The 22,068-nt window shown below is 60.5% G+C and carries 21 protein-coding genes; 18 read left to right on the top strand and 3 right to left on the bottom strand.

The window, feature by feature from the left end; all coding sequences use genetic code 11:
* Both HQ843_RS03915 and HQ843_RS03910 read right to left on the bottom strand, forming a co-directional pair.
* On the bottom strand, nucleotides 1-975 hold the full coding sequence (locus HQ843_RS03915; protein WP_246710270.1) for a VOC family protein: 975 nt from the start codon (nucleotides 973-975) through the stop codon (nucleotides 1-3).
* Between the two features lie 73 nt (nucleotides 976-1,048).
* Nucleotides 1,049-1,786 carry a PIG-L deacetylase family protein gene (locus HQ843_RS03910; RefSeq protein WP_180899730.1) on the bottom strand — a complete coding sequence of 246 codons (738 nt, stop codon included), beginning with the start codon at nucleotides 1,784-1,786 and terminating at the stop codon, nucleotides 1,049-1,051.
* Nucleotides 1,787-2,088: 302 nt separating this feature from the next.
* Here HQ843_RS03910 and HQ843_RS03905 point away from each other — a divergent pair, with 302 nt between their 5' ends.
* The 16 genes from HQ843_RS03905 to HQ843_RS03830 all read left to right on the top strand — a co-directional run bounded on the left by HQ843_RS03905 (nucleotide 2,089) and on the right by HQ843_RS03830 (nucleotide 18,839).
* A complete protein-coding gene (locus HQ843_RS03905; RefSeq protein WP_180899731.1) occupies nucleotides 2,089-3,081 on the top strand; it encodes a TRAP transporter substrate-binding protein in 993 nt (330 codons plus the stop codon).
* 13 nt (nucleotides 3,082-3,094) lie between these two features.
* Complete coding sequence (locus HQ843_RS03900) at nucleotides 3,095-3,598, top strand: TRAP transporter small permease (protein ID WP_180899732.1); 504 nt, start codon at nucleotides 3,095-3,097, stop codon at nucleotides 3,596-3,598.
* A complete protein-coding gene (locus HQ843_RS03895; protein WP_180899733.1) occupies nucleotides 3,595-4,893 on the top strand; it encodes a TRAP transporter large permease in 1,299 nt (432 codons plus the stop codon). Before HQ843_RS03900 ends, HQ843_RS03895 begins: the two co-directional genes overlap by 4 nt.
* 19 nt (nucleotides 4,894-4,912) lie before the next feature.
* Nucleotides 4,913-5,833 carry an NAD(P)-dependent oxidoreductase gene (locus HQ843_RS03890; RefSeq protein WP_180899734.1) on the top strand — a complete coding sequence of 307 codons (921 nt, stop codon included), beginning with the start codon at nucleotides 4,913-4,915 and terminating at the stop codon, nucleotides 5,831-5,833.
* A gap of 76 nt (nucleotides 5,834-5,909) precedes the next feature.
* A complete protein-coding gene (locus HQ843_RS03885; RefSeq protein ID WP_180899735.1) occupies nucleotides 5,910-7,091 on the top strand; it encodes a LysR family transcriptional regulator in 1,182 nt (393 codons plus the stop codon).
* Between the two features lie 199 nt (nucleotides 7,092-7,290).
* Complete coding sequence (gene dctP / locus HQ843_RS03880) at nucleotides 7,291-8,316, top strand: TRAP transporter substrate-binding protein DctP (protein WP_180899736.1); 1,026 nt, start codon at nucleotides 7,291-7,293, stop codon at nucleotides 8,314-8,316.
* A gap of 67 nt (nucleotides 8,317-8,383) precedes the next feature.
* Nucleotides 8,384-8,899 carry a TRAP transporter small permease gene (locus HQ843_RS03875; RefSeq protein ID WP_180899737.1) on the top strand — a complete coding sequence of 172 codons (516 nt, stop codon included), beginning with the start codon at nucleotides 8,384-8,386 and terminating at the stop codon, nucleotides 8,897-8,899.
* On the top strand, nucleotides 8,892-10,190 hold the full coding sequence (locus HQ843_RS03870; protein WP_180899738.1) for a TRAP transporter large permease: 1,299 nt from the start codon (nucleotides 8,892-8,894) through the stop codon (nucleotides 10,188-10,190). Before HQ843_RS03875 ends, HQ843_RS03870 begins: the two co-directional genes overlap by 8 nt.
* Before the next feature lie 193 nt (nucleotides 10,191-10,383).
* The gene (locus HQ843_RS03865) at nucleotides 10,384-11,403 is read left to right on the top strand and encodes a VOC family protein (RefSeq protein ID WP_180899739.1); all 1,020 of its coding nucleotides are present in this window, start codon (nucleotides 10,384-10,386) and stop codon (nucleotides 11,401-11,403) included.
* A gap of 59 nt (nucleotides 11,404-11,462) precedes the next feature.
* A complete protein-coding gene (locus HQ843_RS03860) occupies nucleotides 11,463-12,770 on the top strand; it encodes an FAD-dependent monooxygenase (protein WP_180899740.1) in 1,308 nt (435 codons plus the stop codon).
* Nucleotides 12,771-12,804: 34 nt separating this feature from the next.
* Complete coding sequence (locus HQ843_RS03855; RefSeq protein ID WP_180899741.1) at nucleotides 12,805-13,866, top strand: amidohydrolase family protein; 1,062 nt, start codon at nucleotides 12,805-12,807, stop codon at nucleotides 13,864-13,866.
* 145 nt (nucleotides 13,867-14,011) lie between these two features.
* Nucleotides 14,012-15,466 (top strand): NAD-dependent succinate-semialdehyde dehydrogenase, encoded by a 1,455-nt coding sequence (locus tag HQ843_RS03850; protein ID WP_180899742.1) that lies wholly within the window; start codon nucleotides 14,012-14,014, stop codon nucleotides 15,464-15,466.
* Between the two features lie 15 nt (nucleotides 15,467-15,481).
* Complete coding sequence (locus tag HQ843_RS03845) at nucleotides 15,482-16,351, top strand: fumarylacetoacetate hydrolase family protein (protein WP_180899743.1); 870 nt, start codon at nucleotides 15,482-15,484, stop codon at nucleotides 16,349-16,351.
* Nucleotide 16,352: 1 nt separating this feature from the next.
* Nucleotides 16,353-17,156 (top strand): 2-oxo-hept-4-ene-1,7-dioate hydratase, encoded by an 804-nt coding sequence (hpaH, locus tag HQ843_RS03840; RefSeq protein ID WP_180899744.1) that lies wholly within the window; start codon nucleotides 16,353-16,355, stop codon nucleotides 17,154-17,156.
* A gap of 10 nt (nucleotides 17,157-17,166) precedes the next feature.
* Nucleotides 17,167-17,967 carry a 4-hydroxy-2-oxoheptanedioate aldolase gene (hpaI, locus tag HQ843_RS03835; protein WP_180899745.1) on the top strand — a complete coding sequence of 267 codons (801 nt, stop codon included), beginning with the start codon at nucleotides 17,167-17,169 and terminating at the stop codon, nucleotides 17,965-17,967.
* A gap of 29 nt (nucleotides 17,968-17,996) precedes the next feature.
* A complete protein-coding gene (locus HQ843_RS03830) occupies nucleotides 17,997-18,839 on the top strand; it encodes an NAD(P)-dependent oxidoreductase (RefSeq protein WP_180899746.1) in 843 nt (280 codons plus the stop codon).
* 81 nt (nucleotides 18,840-18,920) lie between these two features.
* On the opposite strand, the gene HQ843_RS03825 is transcribed toward HQ843_RS03830, so the two are convergent.
* Nucleotides 18,921-20,168, bottom strand: coding sequence for a DUF3500 domain-containing protein (locus tag HQ843_RS03825; protein WP_180899747.1), 1,248 nt, complete (start codon nucleotides 20,166-20,168; stop codon nucleotides 18,921-18,923).
* A 177-nt stretch (nucleotides 20,169-20,345) separates the two neighbouring features.
* Between HQ843_RS03825 and HQ843_RS03820 the strand changes: the two genes are divergently transcribed.
* Both HQ843_RS03820 and HQ843_RS03815 read left to right on the top strand, forming a co-directional pair.
* Nucleotides 20,346-21,062: a GntR family transcriptional regulator gene (locus HQ843_RS03820; RefSeq protein WP_180899748.1), complete on the top strand. Its 717-nt coding sequence runs from the start codon at nucleotides 20,346-20,348 to the stop codon at nucleotides 21,060-21,062.
* 70 nt (nucleotides 21,063-21,132) lie between these two features.
* Nucleotides 21,133-21,873 carry an IclR family transcriptional regulator gene (locus HQ843_RS03815; RefSeq protein ID WP_180899749.1) on the top strand — a complete coding sequence of 247 codons (741 nt, stop codon included), beginning with the start codon at nucleotides 21,133-21,135 and terminating at the stop codon, nucleotides 21,871-21,873.
* Nucleotides 21,874-22,068: the final 195 nt, after the last annotated feature.

The raw sequence follows: 22,068 nt of genomic DNA, 5'->3' as shown, positions 1-22,068 counted from the left end.
TCACGCGCCCGTCTTCGTCACGGGCGGCGTGCCGTGGGTGTGGAATGTCTCGATCGTCTTCAGCCCCCAGGCTTGCCCCTTCATGCGGTCGGACTGGGTCCAGCAGACCGGCTGCCAGTCGGGCGCGAGAACGAGGCGCGCGCCCGAATTGGCGAGCTCGACGCGATTGCCGGCCGGTTCCCAGACATAGAGAAAGAAGGTGCCCTGGATCGCATGCTTGTGCGGACCGGTTTCGATGTGCACGCCGTTCTGCAGGAATATATCGGCGGCCCGCAGGATATCCTCGCGCTGGTCGGTGGCGTAGGTGATATGGTGAAACCGGCCACTGCCGCCGCCATGCTCCTCGGTGCAGGCAAGATCATAGGTCTTGTTGTTGACGGTGAACCAGCAGCCGCCCAGCCGGCCGTTGTCGAGAAGGATGTACTCCGTCACCCGCGCGCCAAGGCAGGTCGTCATGAAACGGCGGAACTCGGTGACATCTTCCGACAGCAGGTTCAGGTGGTCGATGCGGCGGGGGGCGGCGCCGGTATAGGCGGATGCCGTGTTCTTCAGCGCCGGCTTCTCGGCGTCTTCCTGCGGTACATACCAGTTGGTGTCGTAATAGATCTCGAAGATATGACCGAACGGATCCTCGAAACGGAAGGCGCGGCCATGGCTCAAATCGCCATCGTTCCAGCCGATGACCCTGAAGTCCGAAGCCTCGATGGCCTCGACGCGGCGGGCGAGCGCTTCCGGCGAAGCGGCGCGATAGGCGATATGGCCGACCCCGGTGGCGTCGGATCGCGTCAGTTTCAATGTCGCGAATTCGTAGTCGTCCCAGGCCCTGAGATAGGCCGAGTTCTCATCCCGGCCGGAGAGCTTCAGTCCATAGACGCGGGTAAAGAAGTCGAGGCTTTCTTCGAACTTGTCGGTCAACACCTCGACATGGCCGAGATGGGCGATGTCGAAACTCGGATTGGTCGGATCATGACTCACGATATTTCCTCCACAGATATCAAACCGCGTCTTTCGCAGCGCGACGGGCGCATCGCCCGTTCTTGCCCGATCGTTAAAGCTCGTCGACCGTGCGCGGGAAGATCGACTGAAAACCCTCGGCATATTTGCAGTCACGCCCGCCCGACTGGCCGCCGGAATTGCGCTTGAAATGATTGGCGCGGTTGATTGCGACGCGGGTGTAATATTCCCACAGATGCTCCTGGCCCTCCATGCATTCGATGGCCGCGCGTTTCTTGTCCCAGACCTGGGTGATGTCGAGGAAGGTGTCGGGCTTCCAGCCCATCTGCTCGGTCTGGTGCGGCTCGAACAGATAGAGCTGCGGCGCGCCGAGAACCTTTTCACCCGGATTATGGCCCCAGGCCTGCGCGATCATGCGGCATTCGAGCGCCACCTGCGTGGTGTACATGTGGTCGGTATTATAGGGATCGTATTGCGAGTGGGAGAGCATGAAGGCCGGCTGCGCCTTGCGGATCACCTCGACAACCTTGTTCTTGTCCTCGCGCGAGAGGTCCAGCGGATAATCACCAAGATCGAGGCAGACGAGATCGGCAACGCCGAGCGCTCTTGCGGCATTTTCGGCCTCGGCCCGACGGGCGGCCTTGACCTTTTCGAGCGTCATGCCCGGCTCTTTCCACAATTTGGCGCTCTCGCCGCGCTCGCCGAAAGACAGGCAGAGCACCGTCACGTCATAGCCTTTTTCCACGTGAAGCGCGATCGCGCCGCCACAGCGCCACACGAAGTCGGCGGCATGTGCGCTTATGACAAGCGCGGACTTGTTGTTCTCCGGCATGGTTGCCTCCGTTTTCCAGTTGCACCTTTCTCACGGCGGAAGCCCGGAAATGCCAATTCGGATTAGCGCCATTGTCATAAGAAATGGCTATAGGGACTTCGAAAACCTTTTCCGGAAGCGTTGTCGGGTTCTCTGCTATAGCTATTTCTTATGACAACGACGATCTTCTGAATGGCATTGGGCGAATATGCCGGCGTAATGACGACGTCAGAAAGTCCTGAAAACCGCAGGTCCTGCCGTTCTTTGTGACATGTGACGCTTCAAGCGCCAGGATCCGGTGTGAACTCCAGGGAGGAGACAACATGACGATGTTTAAATCCATTACGGCAGCCGCGGCCCTCGTGGCGTTGACGACCCTCGGCGCGAAGGCCGAAGAGATGAAGTTCGCCAACTATATGCCGGCGATGCATCCCTATGTGGCGGGCGCGTTCCAGCCTTTCGCCGAGATGGTGGAAAAAGGCACCAATGGCGACGTGACGGTGCGCCTTTACAATGGCGGCGAACTCGGTCCGGGACCGGTCGAACAGTATACCCGCGTCAGCGAGGGTGTTGCCGAATTCGCCATCAGCCTGCCCGGCTATACGGCATCGAACTTCCCCCGCACGCTGCTTGCGGAATTGCCCGGCGTCATCAATGTCGACACGGGCACCAGGGACATCTGGAAGAATATCGAGCTGTTCGAGCCTGAATACCGGCGCGTCAAGCTCATCGGCCTCTGGTCGAGCGCACCCAATCTGCTCTATATGCGCGACAAGGCCGTGCATTCGCCCGAAGACCTCAAGGGGCTGAAGATCCGTGTACCTTCCCGCAATTCGGGCCTGATGGTCGAGGCCTGGGGCGCCTCGCCTGTATCGATCCCGGTTTCCGACATTTATAACGCCATGCAGACCGGCGTCATCGACGGCGCCATGATCGACGGAACCGCGACCAAGGCCTTCAAGCTCGGCGAAGTCGCCAACTACCTGACCGTCGGCATGGAAAGCACCGTGTCGCCCTTCTTCATCCTGATGAACCGCGACGCTTTCGAGAGCCTTTCTCCGGAAGATCAGGCCGCAGTCGAGAAGGCAGGCATGGAAGCCTCCCTGCTCGGCCAGAAGGTCCAGCTCGACGTGGCGGCGGACGGCATCCAGGCCTTTGCGGACATGCAGGGCAAGGAAGTCATCGAACTGACGCCTGAAGAGGCAGAGGCCTTCAACACGCTGTCCGCCCCGATCGTCGGCGAGGTGATCGCCGAGGAGGCCGCCAACGGGATCGAAGCGCAGCAGATCGTCGATGCGCTCAGGGCCGACCAGTAAGCGTCCGGGTAATATGTCCGAAAAAACGCATTCCTCTGCAGGAAAAGTGTTCCATGGCGCCGCGACCGTCCTTGCGGCGGTCGCGGGTCTGGGGCTGATCGCCATGGTGGTGTTGATCGCCACCGGCGTCGTCATGCGCTATTTCCTCAACGCCCCGATTCTCGGCATCAACGAAATCGTCCAGTTTCTGTCGGTCATGACCGTGATGTTGGCGCTGCCGATGTGCACGCTTGCCGATGGCCATGTGAATGTCGATATCTTCGACCGGCATCTCGGCGAACGCGGCCGCCGCCTCGCCGATCTGTTGGCAAGGGTGCTTTCGGCCGGCGTGCTCTACGTGCTGGCGCGCCGCGCGTTCCTGAAAGCGCTCGATGCCCATGAATACGGCGACATGACAAACATGCTGGGGCTTCCGCTCTGGCCGACCTATGCGCTGATCGCGCTTGGTTCGGCGCTCTGCGTCGCGGTTCTTGCCTTTCAGGTCGTCATTCTTGTTTTCGGAAGGCATACGGAATGAGTGTCCAGATCATCGGCCTGATCGCGATCGGCATCATGTTCGTCCTGCTGGCGCTCAGAACGCCGGTGGCTTTCGCCATGCTCATCGTGGGCTTTGGCGGCATGTGGTACCTGAACGGCATGCGCTCGGCCGGTGCGGTGCTGATTACCGAAGGCTTCGGGACGGTAACCAACTATTCCCTGATTGTCGTGCCGATGTTCGTTTTGCTCGGCAATGTCGCATCTGCGGCAGGTTTCAGCCGGGGCCTTTACGACGCCGCCTATGCCTGGGTCGGATGGTTGCGCGGCGGCCTCGCCTCGGCCTCGGTTATCGGCTGCGCCGCGTTTTCGGCCGTTTCCGGATCCTCGGTCGCCACCGCCGTGACCATCGGCAAGGTCGCGCTTCCGGAAATGAAGCGTCTCGGCTATAGCGCCAGCCTATCCACAGGCGCGATTGCCGCGGGCGGCACGCTTGGCTTTCTGATACCGCCCTCAACAGGCTTCGTGATTTACGCTATCCTAACGGAGGAAAGCATCGGCCGCCTGTTCATGGCGGGTATCCTTCCCGGCCTCCTGATGATGGCGATGTTCATGGCGACGGTTGGGATCGTCACCTGGCTCGATCCGACCTCCGGTCCGCGCGGCGAACCGATGTCGCTTGCCCGCCGTTTCGCGAGCCTCGCCAGGGCGCTGCCAATGATCGCGGTGATCGTTATCTCGATCGGCGGCATCTATCTCGGCGTGTTCACCCCGGTCGAGGCTTCGGGCATCGGCGCGGCGCTGGTCATCATTCTGGCGGTCGCTTCGCGCGCCATCACATGGGGGCGGTTTCTCGAAGCGGTGATGGAAACCACGCGCACATCCGCGATGCTCTACATGATCGTCATCGGTGCCAATGTCCTCAATCCGTTTCTCGCTGTGACCCACATACCCGACCTGCTCGGAACCGCGCTTCTCGGCCTTGGACCCTACGGCACGCTGGCAGTGATCATCCTCGCCTACATCGTCCTCGGCATGTTCCTCGATGGTCTTTCGATGCTGGTGGTGACGATCCCGATCGTCTATCCGGCTATCGTTGCCGCCGGCTTCGACTCGATCTGGTTCGGCGTGGTTGCCGTCATCGTTATCGAAATGGGGATGATCACGCCCCCCGTGGGTCTCAACGTCTTCGTCATCAAGGGCGTGGCGCGCGATGTGCCGCTGGCTACGATCTTCAAGGGCGTGATGCCGTTCCTGATCGCGATGATCGTCTGCCTGCTGCTGATCATCGCCTTCCCGCAGATAGCCCTTGTCATTCCGAACTCGATGTTCGGCTGATCATTCGAGAGGTGCCGTCATGGAAACGATCGGTTTTATCGGATTCGGAGAAGCCGCGCGCGCGATCAGTGACGGCTGGGCCGAAGCGGGTGTTTCGGCCTCGCTCGCCGCCTTCGATGTCAAGACGCTGGACGCCGGGGCGGCAGAAACAATCGCTGCGGCCTGCGACGCGCGCGGTGTCTTCTGCGCACCGGCGCTTTCGGACATGCTTGCCCGCAGCGACATTGTCTTCAGTCTCGTGACCGCCGATAACGCTTTGGTTGCAGCCGAAACCGCTGCGGCGGCGCTGAGGCCTGGCATGTTTTATCTTGATGGCAATTCGTGCTCGCCCGAGACCAAGCGCCGGGCATCCCGCCTGATCGGCGGGGCCGGCGGAAGCTACGCAGATGTCGCGATCATGAGCCCGATTTATCCCAAACTGCATCGCACACCCTGTCTCGTCTCCGGTCCCGCTGCCGAAGCGGCGGCAAGGACCATGTCAACCCTCGGCATGGAAGCGACGGCCGCCGGCCCTCAAATCGGCGACGCCTCGTCGGTCAAGATGATCCGGTCGGTGATGATCAAGGGCACGGAGGCGCTGATGGCCGAATGTTTCCTTGCTGCGGAGAAGGCGGGCGTCACCGCTCAGGTGCTTGCTTCGCTTTCCGCGAGCGATCCCGCGATCGACTGGCCCGCCAAATCGGCCTATTGCCTCGAACGCATGATGGTGCACGGCAAAAGAAGAGCCGCCGAAATGCGCGAAGTCATGGCGACCCTTGAGGAACTCGGCATTACCCCACGCATGGCTGCCGCCGCTGCCGTCTGGCAGGATGCCGTTGGTCACCTCGGGCTGGCGGCGGGAGAGCCGGAACTTGCCGAACGCACGGCGCTCATCCTCGCGGCAATGGACGAACAGGAGAGCGGTGGCCCGAACGGCGCGCGCGTGGCCGGGCAGCAATAGGACCTTGCCGCACCACCTCTCCGTTTCACGCCGCCGCTGGTGTAGACTTTGAGCCGAGCCGCCACGGGGAGATATTGTGTCCAATAATCTTCGTCATCTGCGGGTTTTTCTCGCCGTCGTCGATACGCGTTCGGTCACGCGCGCGGCGGAGGCCTGTTTCGTATCGCAGCCGGCGGTCACCCAGGCGCTTGGCAAGGTTGAGAGCATGGCCGGGCTGGCGCTGTTTTCACGAACGCGGCAGGGTCTTTTTGCAACGGACGCCGGTGAGGCCCTGGCAAGACGGGTAAGACGCTGCTTCGGCTATCTCGACCCTGCACTGTCCGATCTGGCGCCACGGCTGAAGATGACGGCAACCCATGCCCAGTTGCAGGCGCTGATCGCGGTGCGCGAAACCGGGAATTTCACGCTTGCCGCCAAGCGGCTCGGTCTTGCCCAGCCAACGGTTCATCGCGCCGTGTCCCAGATCGAGGGCGAGGCGACGCGTCCGCTGTTCGAACGCACCTCGTTCGGTATCGTGGCCACGCGGGCCGCCGACGCGCTGGCCCAGGCTGCCCGGCTCGCTTTCGCCGAAATTGCCCAGGCCGAAACGGACCTTGCGGAATTGATGCAGCGCGAAGCGGGGCAGATCGTTGTCGGCGCGATGCCGTTGTCGCGCGCCTGCATACTGCCAGACGCGATCGTGCGCTTCCGGGCGCTCGGACGGACAATTCCGGTGCAGGTTGTCGAAGGGCACTATGAGGACCTGCTTTCCGGCTTGAGGCGCGGCGAGATCGACTTTCTCATCGGCGCGTTGCGCGATCCGGTGCCGATTGCCGATGTCGTGCAGGAGCCGCTGTTCTCCGACAGCGTCGTGCTGGTTGCGGGTCCGGGGCATCCACTCGCCCGCGCGCCTTCGCTGACACCTGCGATGATGGCGGACTATCCCTTCGTTGTCGCGCCGGAAGGCACGCCGATCCGCAGCCATTTCAACAGTATATTCGAGAGGGCCGGAAGCCCCGCGCCCTCGAGACTGGTCGAGACCAGCTCCGTCATCCTGATGCGCGAGCTTCTCGAAAGGAGCGATCATCTCGGCTGCGTGTCGAACTGTCAGGCGGAAGCGGAGATCGCTCACGGCCTGATGGTCGCCCTGCCATTCGACCTTTCGAGCACCGAGCGGCCGATCGGGCTGACATTGCGCAGCGGCTTTCTGCCGACCGCGGCCCAAGCCCTGTTTCTCCGGCTTATGCGTGAGGCCACGGCCGCGTTCGGCTCCTCTTGACCTTGCCATTTTACCAGGTGGTTCCACCGCCCCCTGTTTCCCAAGGGCGGGTCTCGCGAATAAACCGAAACATGAAGCTGTCCGCAATATGAAAGTTGCCGGGAAATGAAGTTGCCAAGTGGAGCGCAAACCGCACTAATCGTGTTCGCACCATCGGGCAAAGTGGCTTTTTTTGCCCGATAAAGCTTGGGAGGAGATCATGAAAGCTATGCGCGCGCTCGCTTCGGCGGCGGTTCTTTTTTCTTTGGCACCTGCTGTCGCTTCTGCGGAAACGACGCTGATTTTCAACAGCTTCCTGCCGCCTTATGACGAGATGTATCAGACGGCGGTGCGGGACTTCGCCGCGGCGATTGAAAAGGAATCCGGCGGTGAGATCACCATCCAGATACCCGACAGCACACTGGCGCCCTCGGACCGCCAGTACGAGATGGTACGCGACGGGATTGCCGATATGGCGCTGGTTTCGTCCGGCGCGGTACCGCAACTCGTAACGATGAACAAGATTGCCGACCTTCCCTTCAACTCGCCGAACGCACGTGCGGGATCGGTCGCCTTGTGGGAGACGTATAGGAAATACTTCGAGCCTTTTGACGAATTGAGAGGCGTGAAGGTGCTTTCGACTCACGTTCTGCCCGGACGGCAGATCCTGTCGGTCGGCAATGTGAAGGTCGAAGACGTTGAAGACCTTTCCGGCATCAAGCTGTGGTCGCCGCCCGGCGCATTGACGCAGACTGCCGATGCGCTCGGGGCCGTGCCGGTCAATTCCGAATTCACGGACCTGCAGGAATATGTCACCAAGGGCACCGTTGACGCCATCATCATGACCCCTGGTTCGGCCGACGGCGCCCGTGTGCTGGAGAATGTCACCAGCTACACGAAAGTTCCCGGCGGCCTTGGCTCGCTGTCCTTCGCCGTTTTCATTTCGCAGGAGCGTTGGGCCGAGCTGAGCGAGGACGAGCAGTCCGCCATATTGCGGGCGGCCGAGGGGCTTCCGGGACGGACAGGGGCCGCAGCCGACACCGCCGAGGCCGAGCTTGACGATACTGTCGCGAAAATCCCGACGGTTGTCATCGAAGGCGAGGCTTTGACCAACTTCGAAAGTATTCTCAATTCTCAGATCGAGGCCTGGAAGAAGAAAGCCGCGGCCAAGGGGCTCGAAAATCCCGATGAGGTCTATGCCTTCTATCGCGAGGTTCTCGACCGCGAACTCAATTCCGGAAATTGAAGTATCGGGAAGTCCCTGTCTCCCGCAGTGCCCCGGCCTGCGGGAGGATAACCATCCGGAGAAATTCATGCTTTATGTCATCGATCGTTGGCTTGGGCGGATATGCCTTGCCGTATCGGGCGTCTCCATCATCGTCATGGCGCTGGTGGCCTTCGTCGACAGCATCGGGCGCAAGCTCGGTCATCCCCTTTATGGCGGATCGGAATATGTGATCTTCGCGCTTCTGATCTTTTTCTTTTCCTCGATTCCGCTGGTCGTGCGGGATGATTCCCATATCCGCGTCGGTCTCTTTTCCGATCTTTACAAGCGCCGGCTCAGCCGCATCGAGGCGCTGTTCACCAGCATCATGGAGGTCGTGGCGCTCGGCTTCTTCACCTGGATGATCTTCGATCAGGCCGATCGGCTGGAGCGTTTCGGTACGCTTTCCGTTTTCTTCGAACTGCCGATGGCGCCATTCGTGTTTCTCGCCGGGATATTCTGCCTGATCGCGATCTGGTTTGCCGTCCACAATCTCTGGATCGTCCATCGCCAGCCCCGACCGCGCCCCCATGCCATTCCCGACGACGAGGATACCGATGCTTGAAATACTGACCCTGGGATCGGTCGTCGGCCTGATCGCATTTACGCGTTTGCCGCTCGGTTTCGTGATGATGTTCTGCGGTGTTGCCGGGATCACCGGGTTGCACCCGCGCGGGCTTTCCGCAGCGCTCGCCATCTCCGAACAGCAGATCATGGACCTGGCAACGAATTACCAATTCTCCGTGCTCCCGCTGTTCATCCTGATGGGCGTGTTTGTCGTCAAGGCGGGCCTTGCCAACGAGCTTTTCGACGCGGCGCGGCGGTGGGTCGGCCAGTTTCCGGGCGGGCTCGGGATGGCGACCATCATGGCCTGCGGCGGCTTTTCTGCGATGTCGGCGTCGTCTTCGGCGGCGTCGGCAACCATGGCCCAGATCGCCATACCGGAGATGAAGAAGGCCGGTTACGATGACGGCTTCGCGGCAGGTTCGATCGCGGCGGGGGGCACGATGGGCATTCTGATCCCGCCTTCGAGCGCTCTCATCATCTACGGTCTGCTGACCCAGGAAAGCGTCAGCGAACTCTTCGTCGCCGGCATCGTTCCCGGGCTTTTGCAGGTGTTGTTCTACGTCATTGTCATGGCGATCGTCGCCCGGTTGGTCCCCCACTGGGCCCCGAGAGGCGAACGGTCCGGCCTTGGCGAGAGTCTTTCTGCCCTGTCGAAGGTCTGGGGGGTTCTGTTCCTGTTCGGTTTGATCATGGTCGGACTGGTTCAGGGCTGGTTTACAGCAACGGAGGCCGGTGGCATCGGGGCAGGGGGTGCCTTTCTTTTCGTGCTTCTGCGCGGCAAGCTCACGCTCTCGGTACTGATCAAGAGCCTGCTGGATACGGCCCGGATCTCCACGATGATCTTCATCGTTGCCGCCGGTGCCATGGTGCTCAACCAATTCATCAATCTGTCGGGCATTCCCGGCGACACGGTGCGCTTCATCGACTCGCTCAATTTGAGCCCGCCGCTCGTGATTGCCTGCCTGATCGTGTTTTATGCGTTGCTTGGCTGCCTGATGGATGGCTATGCGATGATTTTTCTGACCGTTCCCGTCGTCGCCCCGATCGTGAGCGGCCTCGGCTACGATCTCGTATGGTGGGGGATCGTCACCGTCCTGGTCGTCGAAATCAGTCTGATCACGCCGCCGGTCGGCCTCAATGTCTTCATCCTGAAGGCACTGTTGCCCGAACTGCCGATCACCCGGATTTTCAGGGGAATCATGCCCTATCTGATATCCGACTTCTTGCGGCTTCTCCTTATTCTTCTGGTTCCGTCAGTTGCACTTTTCCTGCCGCGGCTGATCAACTGACAAGGGCAGGCACGTCATGACGGACAACGCCGTACGGAAGGACTTCCGTGCGGCGTTGTCGCTTGTCGGGCAGTTTCGTGCCGCCAGCATCGCAAGGCCAGTTTTCGCTATGTGAACAAAGAAAGTCTGGTCGCTTGCGGGGTGAATGCGGGTGGTTCAAGGTCTTTTTCAAAGGTTACAGGGAGGAGCCCCGATGAAATTCGATACGCCTGTTCTCGATCCGCCGTTCAATATCACCCGCGCCAGCCATACGGTTCTGACGGCGAAGGATATTGAGGCCAGCAAATATTTCTACACCGAGCTTGTCGGGCTTGTCGTCAGTGACGAGGACGAGAACGCTCTCTATCTGCGCGGTCGGGAAGAGCGCGGCCATCACAGCCTGGTTTTGAAGAAGTCGCAGGGTCCGCGCAAATGTGAACGGCTCGGAATGCGCATGTTGACCGATGACGATGTGCGCCGCGCCCATGACTGGTTCAATGCGCAGGGTTTCAAGGCCTATTTTGTCGACGTGCCCTATCAGGGTCTGACGCTCCATGTCTCCGATACATGCGGCCTGCCGCTGGAGTTCTGCGCGGAAATGGTTGCCATGCCGCGACAGATGTATGGTTATGACAAATACAAGGGTGCTGCCGCGCAACGGGCGGATCACTGGCAGACACAGTCTTCGGATGTCGCCCGGTCGGCGGACTTCTATCATCCGCTCGGTTTTCGGACCAGCGAATACACCTTCTCCGACAGCGCTTCAGGCGGTCTTGACCTGTGGGGTATCTGGATGCAGCGCAAGGGCAATCCCCACGACATCGTTTTTACCAACGGTCCGGGGCCGCGTCTGCACCACTTCGCCTATCTGCTGCGTGATGCGGCCGATCTCGTGCATGCCTGCGATGTTGCCGGTGCGCTCGGCCTCAATCACGATCTCGAACGCGGGCCGGGACGCCATGGCATTTCCGGGGCGATGTTCATCTATTTCCGCGATCCGGACGGCCATCGCATCGAACTGTTCAACACCCACTATCAGCATATCGATCTCGAACCGCCGATAGCATGGAACCTGAAAGACCCCAGGCGCGCCGACCAGTGGGGGATGCCCGCTCAGGAGAAATGGTTCACGGAGGCGACTGAATTTGCCGGTGTAGCGCCCGCGGATCCGATCCTGAATGCGCCGCTGCCCACGCTCGAGAAATTTCTCGAAAAGGCGAAGCAGGTTGCCTGACAGGTGAGGGGCGATGTTCGGGCGCCCGGTCCTATCGATTTACCCAGGAGGAATGAACCATGTTGGATATAGCCATTATCGGAGCCGGGCCCGGCGGACTGGCCACCGCGCTTCGTTTGCATCAGAAAGGCTTCAGGCCGACAATCTACGAAGCCGCTCCGGAACTCAGGCCGCTCGGCGTGGGTATCGACATCAAGGTTTACGGCACTAGGGAAGTTACCGAGATGGGGCTTCTCGATGCGTTCCGCGAAATCTCCGTCGAAGCGAAGGACTCGGTCTTTTATACCGGGTACGGCCAGCAGATTTTTGCCGAAAAATGCGGCAAGCACATGGGCTATGACCACGAGCAGCGGTTTGTGCATCGCGGCCGTTTCCAGTTCATGCTGCTGGACGCGGTCAGGGAGCGTCTCGGTCAGGATGCGGTTGTCCTGAACGCCAAACTCAGGACGTTCGAGCAGGACGACAAGGGTGTCACCCTGTTTTTCGAAGACGCGGCCGGGGTGCCGGCCACGGCGCGCCACGATATCGTGATCGGCGTCGATGGTATCCACTCGGCGGTGCGCAAGAAGCTTCGCCCCGACAGCACCCGAACGCATTATTCCGGTATCGCCATGTGGCGCGGGGTCACGGTCATGCCGCCCTATGCCAACGGGGGAACGATCCTGCATATCGGCGATCCTATCCGCCAGGGCTCGCTTATCGTCTACCCGATCGCCAACGATGAGGATGGCGAGGGCAATCAGCTCGTCAACTGGGTCTGCGAGCAGAGCGGCAAACCGAAAGCTGCCGAAGACTGGAACGTCCGCGTCGAACCAGACGAAATCGCCCACGTCTTCGATGAGGTCAAGCTCGACTTCCTCGATGTAGGCGAGATGATCCGCAACGCCCGTGAGGTCTATGTCTATCCGCTCATCGACAACGATCCCCTGGATCGGTGGTCGTTCGACCGGGTCACGCTTCTGGGCGATGCCGCGCATGCGATGTATCCGCGCGGCGGCAATGGCGTATGCCAGGCTCTGGTGGATGCCCGTGTGATCGCGGAAAAACTTGCCGGGATTGAAGATCCGGTCGCCGCGCTTGCAGCCTATGAGGAAGAGCGCTGCGGCTTTGTGAACAAGCTCGTGATCGCCAATCGCGGCGAGGGCCCCGAAGTCATTCGCCGCATGGTCGAGGAGCGGTCGGGCGGTGTTCCCTTCGACAATATCGATGATGTCATTCCGCGCGGCGAAGTCGAGGCGCTGTTCATGGAATACCATCGCAAGGCCGGCATGAAGCGGCCCGACGACCTCAAGGAGAAGGCGGCGTTCAAGGAGGTCTTTGACGAGGAAAACATGCGGCGCGTCGCCGCCAAGGAAGATATTCGCTGAGAATGCCAGCACGAAAAGCAGGAAAGAGTTCAAGATGAATGTTTCGACCAAGTATCGCGTTATCGATGCCAATATGCACTGGCTTCCGGACACGTTGTTTACAGACGAAAAACTGCGCGAAAAGATGATGAACTGCATCCCTCGCCAGCACGGAATCCATGTGAGGATGGAGCAGATCAAGGGCAAGAACCTCAGCCAGATCATCATTGAAGAGCCGAAAGGCTACGTGAACATCAATTATGCCGAGGGCCAGTACAATATCGAAAGCCAGCTTGAGGATATGGACAAGGCGGGCATCGATCATGCCGTGTTCCGTATTCCGGTGTGGCAGGAATGGCTTGACCTGGAAAGCTCGAAGCGCATCAATGACGGTCTGGCCGAGTATGTTTCCCGCTCGGGCGGCAGGTTTACCGCGCTTGCCGTCTGCCCGCCCTGGGGCACGAATGAAATGATCGGCGAAGTCGAGCGCTGCATTGACCAGCTTGGCTTCAAGGGCCTGCAGATGGCCTGCAAATACGGCGACGTCTACCTCGACAACGAAGCGTTCTACCCCTATTTCGAGTTCATCAATGATCGCAGCATTCCGGTCGTGGTTCACCACACCCCGCTGCCCGTCGATTATGAATCGATCCTTGATTTCAACAATCAGCGCAGGCAATACGGCCGTTGTATCGCGCAGGGGACCGCGGTCGGCCGCGAACTCTTTTCCGGCCTTTTCGACAGGTTCCCGAACCTGAAACTCAGCCACTCGATGCTGGGCGGCGGCTTCTTTGCCTTTGCCGATATGCTCGTTCCCAAACCGCGCCATTCCTACGGCGACGCGGTCGACAGGTTCGATACGGGCAACACCAATCTGCGCGAGAAGCTGCGAAACAACCTTTTTTTCGACATTTCCGGCCCGCCGCAATGGGGCAAGAAGCAGCTTGAATGCGCCATCGAGGTTCTCGGCGAGGACAACATTCTGTATGGCGCATCCTACCCGATCCGCAAGGACTGGTTCTTTGACGGCGTCCCGACCGTTGAGGCGCTTGATATCTCGGATCAGGCCAAGACCAAGATTTTCTCCTCGAACGCTGAGAAATTTTTCGGCCTCTAGCCTGTTACGTAAAAGCAAGGAATGGAGCATTTCCGGTGATCCTGCTTTCGCCGGCAATGCTCCAAGCCGAAAACACTGTGGTGCCGTGGATAGCCGCTTTCGCAAGATCGTCACGGCGCACTTTCCCTTCCGTGTGGAGCCGCCGATGGACATGACCACTGCCTCGCTTATGCGCGAAGCCGCGCTCGTTGGCGGCCAATGGATCGCCGCCGAGCAGCAAAATTCTATCGCCGTGACCAATCCGGCCACCGGCGCGGTGATCGGCCACGTACCGAACCTGACGCAGGACGACGTCGCCGGAGCAATCGAGGCAGCGCGCATTGCCCAGAAAGACTGGGCGGCCCGCACAGCCGGCGAACGAGCGGCCATTTTGCACGGATGGTTCGAGCTCATCATCGAAAACCGCGAGGCTCTCGCCCATCTGCTCACATTGGAGCAGGGCAAGCCGCTTGCCGAGGCTCGCGGCGAAATTGTCTATGGCGCGAGTTTCATCGACTGGTTTGCCGAGGAGGCGCGCCGAGTCTGCGGCGATGTGATCCCCGGGCACCACCGCGACAAACGCATTCTCGTCATGAAGCAGCCCATCGGCGTCGTGGCGGCGATCACGCCCTGGAATTTTCCGAATGCGATGGTGACGCGAAAGGTGGCGCCGGCACTTGCAGCCGGCTGCGCGATCGTTCTCAAGCCGGCAGCCCAGACTCCGTTTTCCGCAATCGCGCTGGCGGCTCTTTCACAACAGGCGGGTTTGCCCGATGGCCTGTTCAGCGTTGTAACAGGGTCGGCGCGCGCGATCGGCGCGGAGATGACGGCAAATCCTCTCGTTCGCAAGCTGACATTTACCGGTTCGACGGAAGTGGGGGCGGCGCTTTACGCGCAATGTGCGCCCACGGTCAAGAAACTCAGCCTGGAGCTTGGCGGCAATGCGCCCTTCATCGTCTTCGATGATGCGGACCTCGATGCTGCCGTCGAAGGTGCGCTCATCGCCAAGTTCCGCAACAATGGCCAGACCTGCGTATGCGCAAATCGCATCTACGTGCAGGATCGCGTCTATGATGCGTTTGCGGAAAAGCTCGCCGCCGCGGTCGTCCGGCTGAAGATCGGGAACGGCTTTGAGGATGGCGTGGCACTTGGCCCGCTGATCGACGCGAACGCCGTCGCCAAGGTCGAGGAGCATGTCAGTGACGCGGTGGCCAGGGGCGCGAAGGTGGTTTCCGGCGGCAATCGCCACGCGCTTGGCGGCAATTTTTTCGAGGCCACGGTTGTGACCGGCGCGACCGCCGAGATGGCCGTTGCGCGAGAGGAAACATTCGGCCCGGTGGCGGCGCTTTTCCGGTTCGCCGACGAGGCGGATGTCATTGCCAGGGCCAACGATACCGAATTCGGCCTTGCGTCCTATTTCTATGCCGGAGACGTCGCGCGGGTCTTTCGTGTCGCCGAGGCGCTGGAATACGGGATGGTTGGCGTCAACACCGGATTGATCTCGACGGCGGAAGCGCCCTTTGGCGGCGTCAAATCATCGGGGCTGGGCCGCGAAGGCTCGAAATATGGTCTCGAGGAGTTCCTGGAGCTCAAATATGTGTGTCTCGGCGCCATAACCTGAAGCTGGAAGGTTGAGATGGAAAAAGCTAAATTTATCAGCTATTCGTTTGAAGAGCGGCGTTGCTACGGTCTGATGCGCGGTCGCGGGGTTGTGGACCTGTCCGCGCGTCATGCAAACCGTTGGCCATCGCTGCAGGATGCCGTCGCTGACAACGCCCTGATGCGGCTGGCGGATACGGCCGCCCATATGTCACCCGATATTGCTGTTGATGACATTACGTTCGATATTCCCCTGTCGAATCCCGGCAAGATCATCTGTATCGGCGTCAATTTTCCTGATCGCAATGCCGAGTACAAGGACGGCAAGGACGCGCCCGCGAACCCCTCGCTGTTTGTCCGGTTTCCCGGGTCTTTCACGGGCCACAACAGACCATTGATCCGCCCGCCGGAGAGCGAGCAGCTTGATTACGAGGGCGAGATAGCTATCGTCATCGGCCGGCCTGGCCGCCGTATAAGCGAGGCCGGTGCGCTTTGCCATATCGCGGCGCTGACGATTTGCAACGAAGGCACCATTCGCGACTGGGTCCGCCATGCCAAATTCAATGTCACGCAAGGCAAGAATTTCGAACGGTCCGGAGCGATGGGACCATGGATCGTGCCCTTCGTCGATGAAGGGCAGATAGCCGACATCAAGCTGGAGACCCGCGTCAATGGCGAGGTTCGTCAGCAAGACCGCACCAGCTGGATGATACATCCGTTTCGCAGGATCATCGCCTATATCTCGACCTTCACCAAGCTGGTGCCGGGGGATATCATCGTGACCGGAACGCCGACAGGCGCCGGCGCCCGGTTCGACCCTCCGCGCTGGCTCAGGCCGGGCGATATCGTCGAGGTTGAAGCCGAGGGCATCGGCATCCTGCGCAACGGCGTCGCGGATGAGGTCTGAGATGCTGAACAGCCAAGACATAGAGACCGCCGCCAGAGCGCTCGACGAAGCCGAGCGGACGCGTGTCCAGACCGGACTTCTGTCCGGGCAATTTCCGGACATGACCATGGACGATGCCTACGCGATCCAGGCGTTCTGGGTCGGGCTGAAGAAGGCGGCTGGTCGCCGCGTCGTTGGCTGGAAAATCGGCCTGACGTCGAGGGCCATGCAGGCCGCCCTCAATATTGATATCCCGGATTCCGGCGTGCTGTTCGACGACATGATCTTCGAGGACGGCGCAGGCATTCCCGCGGACCGCTTCATCCAGCCGCGGATCGAGGCGGAGATCGCGTTCCTTATGAAGTCTCCGCTCCGCGGTCCGGATATCACCGTTTTCGATGTCCTGAATGCGACCGAATATGTGTTTCCCGCTCTCGAAATCCTCGACACGCGGATCGTGAGGGTCGATCCCGAGACCAACCGGATGCGGACGGTGATCGATACCATTTCCGACAATGCCGCGAATGCGGGCATTGTTTGCGGAGGAAGGCCGGCGCGCCCCAACGATGTCGATATGCGTTGGATGGGCGCCATTGTGTCGCGCAATGGCGTCGTCGAGGAGACGGGGCTCGGCGCCGGTGTTCTCAACGATCCGGCGCGCGGGATTGCCTGGCTGGCAAATCGGCTTGCCCGGTATGGAGACGGCATCGAGGCTGGACAGATCGTGCTTGCCGGTTCATTTATCCGACCGGTCGAGACCACACATGGCTGTACGATTTCTGCGGACTTCGGTTCCCAAGGTACGGTCGCCTGCCATTTCGAATAGGATCCGGACGATGCCCGCACCGAAAAACACATTCAAACAGGCGCTGAGAGACAGCAAGCCACAGATCGGTCTATGGATTGCGCTTGCCAATGCTTACACCGCCGAGATCTGCGGCGGCGCCGGATTCGATTGGCTGGTGATCGATGGCGAGCACGGACCGAACGACCTGCCGTTGCTTTCGGCGCAGTTGCAGGGACTTGCCGCTTCGCCGTCTCACCCGGTCGTGCGGGTGCCGATTGGCGAGGCCTGGCTGGTCAAGCAGGTTCTCGACGTCGGCTTTCAGACGGTTCTGGTGCCAATGATAGAGACCGCCGAGCAGGCGCACGCCATGGTTCGCGCGATGCGCTATCCGCCGGACGGCATGCGCGGCGTCGGTGCGGGCCTGGCGCGGGCCTCGCGCTTCAATCGCATCCCCGATTATCTGGCGAGCGCCAACGAGGAAGTCTGTCTCCTGCTTCAGATCGAAAGTCGCGCCGGGATCGAGGCGCTCGACGATATTGCTGCAATCGATGGCGTCGACGGCGTCTTTATCGGCCCTTCCGATCTTGCAGCCGATATGGGCTATCTTGGCAAGCCTGCCGCACCGGACGTCAACGCCGTGATCGAAACCGGCATTGAACGCATACTTTCCCACGGCAAAGCCGCCGGCGTGTTGACAGGCGACAAGTCTCTTGCGCGCCGCTATCTTGAGTTGGGCGCCACCTTCGTGGCGGTCGGAACCGATGTCGGATTACTGGTTTCCGGATCGGCCTCGCTGGCGGCTGACTTCAAGAGGAGCAAGGCTCATTCACCGGACGGAAGCTATGGTTGAACAGACCTGAAACGGGAGAGATGACCGCAATGCACACTGTCGCTATCGTTACCATGGGGCAAATGGGCTCGGCAGTCGCGGCGAGGCTGGTTCATCACGGATTGCGGGTCATCACCTGCCTGGACGGGCGCAGCGCCGACAGTCTGGCCCGCGCAGGAGCCGCAGGCGTTACCGTGACGAGCCTCGATCGACTTGTCGGCGAGGCCGGCCTGGTGCTTTCGATCGTGCCGCCCCATGCCGCGCGGCAGACGGCGGAGACCCTTCTGCCCCTGCTTGGCGAGCGGCCCGAACCACCCCTTTATGTCGATTGCAATGCTGTTTCGCCCGCAACGCTGCATGAGATTTGCGCGCTGTTTGACAATCTTGGCCTGCCCTTCGCCGATGCCGGTATTATCGGAGCGTCGCCGTTGCCTGACCGTGGGGCCGGCCCGCGCGTCTACATGTCGGGTCCGGTGGGCACCTCGGTGGAATGGCTCGGCGCCCATGGCCTCGACACGCGCCTGCTCTCCGATCGGCAAGGCGATGCGTCGGCGCTGAAAATGGCCTATGCGGGAATCACGAAGGGATTTCAGGCGCTGGCGACTGCCATGGCTGAAGGTGCGGGGCGGAACGGCCAGCTCGAAGCGCTCAAGGCCGAAGTCGAAACCAGTCTGCCGGATATTTACAAATGGCTGGCCGCGCAACTGCCGAACATGCCCGCCAAAGCCTACCGCTGGGACGGAGAGATGGCTGAAATCGCCCGTTTTCTGGATGCCGAGGACGATGTGGCATCGATGTTCGAGGGCGCATCGCGCTTCTATCGCCGGGTTGCCCGTGACAATGCCGAAAACGGACCGTTGATCGAAACGATCGCCCGGTTTGTCGGCCGTTGAGTTTTGGTCGGGGGACCGATCCGGCCTGCCTCATATCGAAAACCGGATGAGGGCAGGGGGGCGTGGCCCCCTGTCGTCGTTTCATCTCCCGGCGGCTTCCGATTGGCTGCGCTGCCATGCCCCCAGCAAAGCGCGGCCGTAATCGTTGCCGTTCGGGATGCGGGTGATCGTGTGGATGTGGAATTTCTCCGGCTGCTCATTGGTCAGCCACATGCCGGAGTGATGGTCGAACTCGATCATCACCACGGGGCTCTGAAGGCGGAAATAGAACGGATCGTCGTCGCCATGCCCGCCGATCCAGCTCCACCACGTATGGTCGAGATATTGTTCGATCATGCGCATCCGGGCCCTGCGGGGATTGTCGGGAATATGTTCCAGAAACGCCTCCGCCGTCGACAGTAGCATTTTTCGCTGTTCAGGCGAGAATTCGCTGGCGCAGACGCCTTCGATCGGCACGATCCTGTTGTCCTGAAACGCACCGCCCAAATGGCGCTGGTCGGCGAAATTGAAACGGCCGGGCGGCATGGCTGGGTCTTCCATCTGCCTGTAGACGGTGGCGCGATCCTGCAATTGCGGCGAAAGCGATTGCATCAACGCCAGGCCGCGCTCTTCTTCCGAAACAAACAGCGCGAAGGAACTGCCGTCACCACGATCGATGACGTTCGGCTCGACCCCCATGAAGGTTGGCGAAATCACCAGTTGGTTGCCAAGGATAAAGCAGTTGAAGCAGGCATGATGGCCATAAATGCTCCATCCCCACGGCTCTGTTTTCGACGGCGTGCCGAACATCAAAAGGTGATAGCTCCATTCGTTCATGATGTTCAGGAGATCGTATGTTTCGCCGAGATAGCGGTTGGCGGAGAAGAGCTGAAGCACCTTTTCATATCCGCGCGGGCTGGTGCAGGCTTTGAGCAGGGTGAGAAAGGCTTCCCGCGCATGGTCGCTCACCGTCTCCAGGCGAATGCCATGGTCGTTGAACGGGATCTCGGGATTATACCACGCGCGCCATGCTGTGGCGTCGATTCGGTGGCCAACGGCCTGTCGCTGTTCGTCTTTCAGGCTGGAAAGCAGGGCGTGAGCCGCCTCGACCGCAGGCGCGGGGTCGAACCCTTCGTCGGCAAGCGAGAACAGATTTTCCTGAACCTTGCCATCGACCGTTATGCCCCTGAACGGCTCGGCGAGAAGGCGCTCCCACTCCGCCTTCAGCCCGATGGCCTTGTCGGTTGCCAGCATCTGGGCGCCATATTCTGCGACGCTGTGTCCGCGTCCCATAAGAATGCGCGGCGCATCCAGCGGCATCAGATACGGATGGAAATCCTTTTGCGTCATTCTTCTCCCCTCCCGGAGTTCGTTCAGGCCGGTTTACACGGGTGATATTGCTGTGGTGTCCGTGAGACGCCTGAAGGCTTTGCGATGCTTCGTATAGCATAAAATATATTTTTTTATACAAATATTTTTATGTAATTTTATATTTTTTATGGTAGGTGTTTGGCAGGAGTGAGGAATATGGCGGCAGCAAGCAGAACGGCAGAGGTTTATGAGGCTCTGAAGGAGGAGCTTCTCGATTGTGCCTATGCGCCCGATCGCAAGCTGGCCATCGACCAGCTTGCCAGCCAGTTTGGCGTCAGTGCGGGCGCCGTGCGCGAGGCGCTGTCGCGGCTGACCTCGGACAGGCTGGTTGTCAGCCTGCCGCAGCGAGGTTTCGTGGTCGCATCGGTCTCGCGGCGGGACCTTATCGATTTGACCGCGGTTCGCATCGAGATCGAGACACGGTGCCTGGGGCGATCAATCGCGCGCGGCGACCTTGAATGGGAGGGCCGGTTGCTCGGCATCTGGCACAGGTTGTCGCGCACGCTTCCTTCTGAGGACAAGGCTGCAAAAAAGGAGTGGGCGCGGCTCCATTCCCAGTTTCATGACGAACTTCTCTCGTGTTGCGACAGCCTCTGGTGGCTGCATCTGCGCGATCAGCTTTATATGCAGGCCGAACGCTACAGGCGGATGATCCTGCCGCATGCGCGGACAAGCCGCGACATCAATGCCGAACATCAGAAAATTCTCGATCGTGCCCTTGCGGGTGACGCCGAACAGGCATGCGCGGCATTGCGCGATCATCTGCAACTGACGACCGACATTCTTTTGACATCGGGGGCGCTGGCTCCTGCTGTGGAAGACGGCAAACGTGAACTGGTCCAGGGAGGTAGATATGACTGGCACCGTGATTGAGGCCATTGAAGCAGCAGCGCCGGCGCTCGGGCGGGAGACCGGCGCGCAATGCATTCACAGATCGCTCGGCGTGTTGCGGCTTCTGGCCGGCAGTCCGCCCGACGGCGTGAAGCTCGTGGACATCGCCGCAGAGCTGGGCCTGCCGCATCCGACGGCACACCGGATATTGAAGGCACTGGAAGAGGAGGGCGTGGTCGAACGGGTGCGCGGCACGCGGCGCTATACCATCGGGTCGGAGGCAGCGTGGCTCGGCCTGCCAGCCGCAAACCGTTTTCCGATTTCCCAAGCCGCGGCACCCGCCCTGGACCGGCTTTGCGAGGCGGTCGGCGACTCGGTATTTCTTGCGGTGCGCAGCCGTAATGATTCCGTTTATGTCGACCGGCGCATCGGTTCCTATCCGGTGCAAGCCCGCCGCCTGACACTGGGTGCCCGCCGCCCGCTCGGAGTCAGCATCGCAAGCCGTGCGATCATGGCTTATCTCCCGAAGGAAAAGACTGCCGATATTCTGATGGAAAATGAACGCCGTTATGTCGATTATCGGCTCACGCCGGATCGGATCATCGAGGACCTTGCCACCGCGCGCAGCCAGGGGTTTCTACTCGCCTCAAGCCTCACGAATATTGAACGCAGGGTGCTTTCCGTTCCTGTTTTCGACATTGTCGGAGCACCGGTGGCGGCCATCAGTGTCATTGCATCAATGCAACGGCTGCAAAACGACCGCGTCGAGCGTATCCTGCCCAAACTCAAACTTGCGGCGAGCGCGATTTCCGAGAGACTTCTGGAAAGCAACACATTGGCGCGGGCCTGCTGAAGGCGGACTTCAACCGTCGTTTTTGCCAAGCCGCTGTCCGCCATACGGATGGCGGCTTTGTTCTTAAAGGCTCTGCCTTGGCTTTTTTCGCCATATGAACAAAACAAGCCGTCTCGCTTGCGGCCCGCGCGGCGGTGCTGAAAACTCCTTGCTGAGGAACGGGCGAAAAAGGCCGGACCAGGCAATGGGAGGTTT

The organism is Martelella sp. NC20 (assembly GCF_013459645.1).
Classification (GTDB): Bacteria; Pseudomonadota; Alphaproteobacteria; order Rhizobiales; family Rhizobiaceae; genus Martelella.
This window is presented reverse-complemented; position numbering and strand designations above follow the sequence as displayed.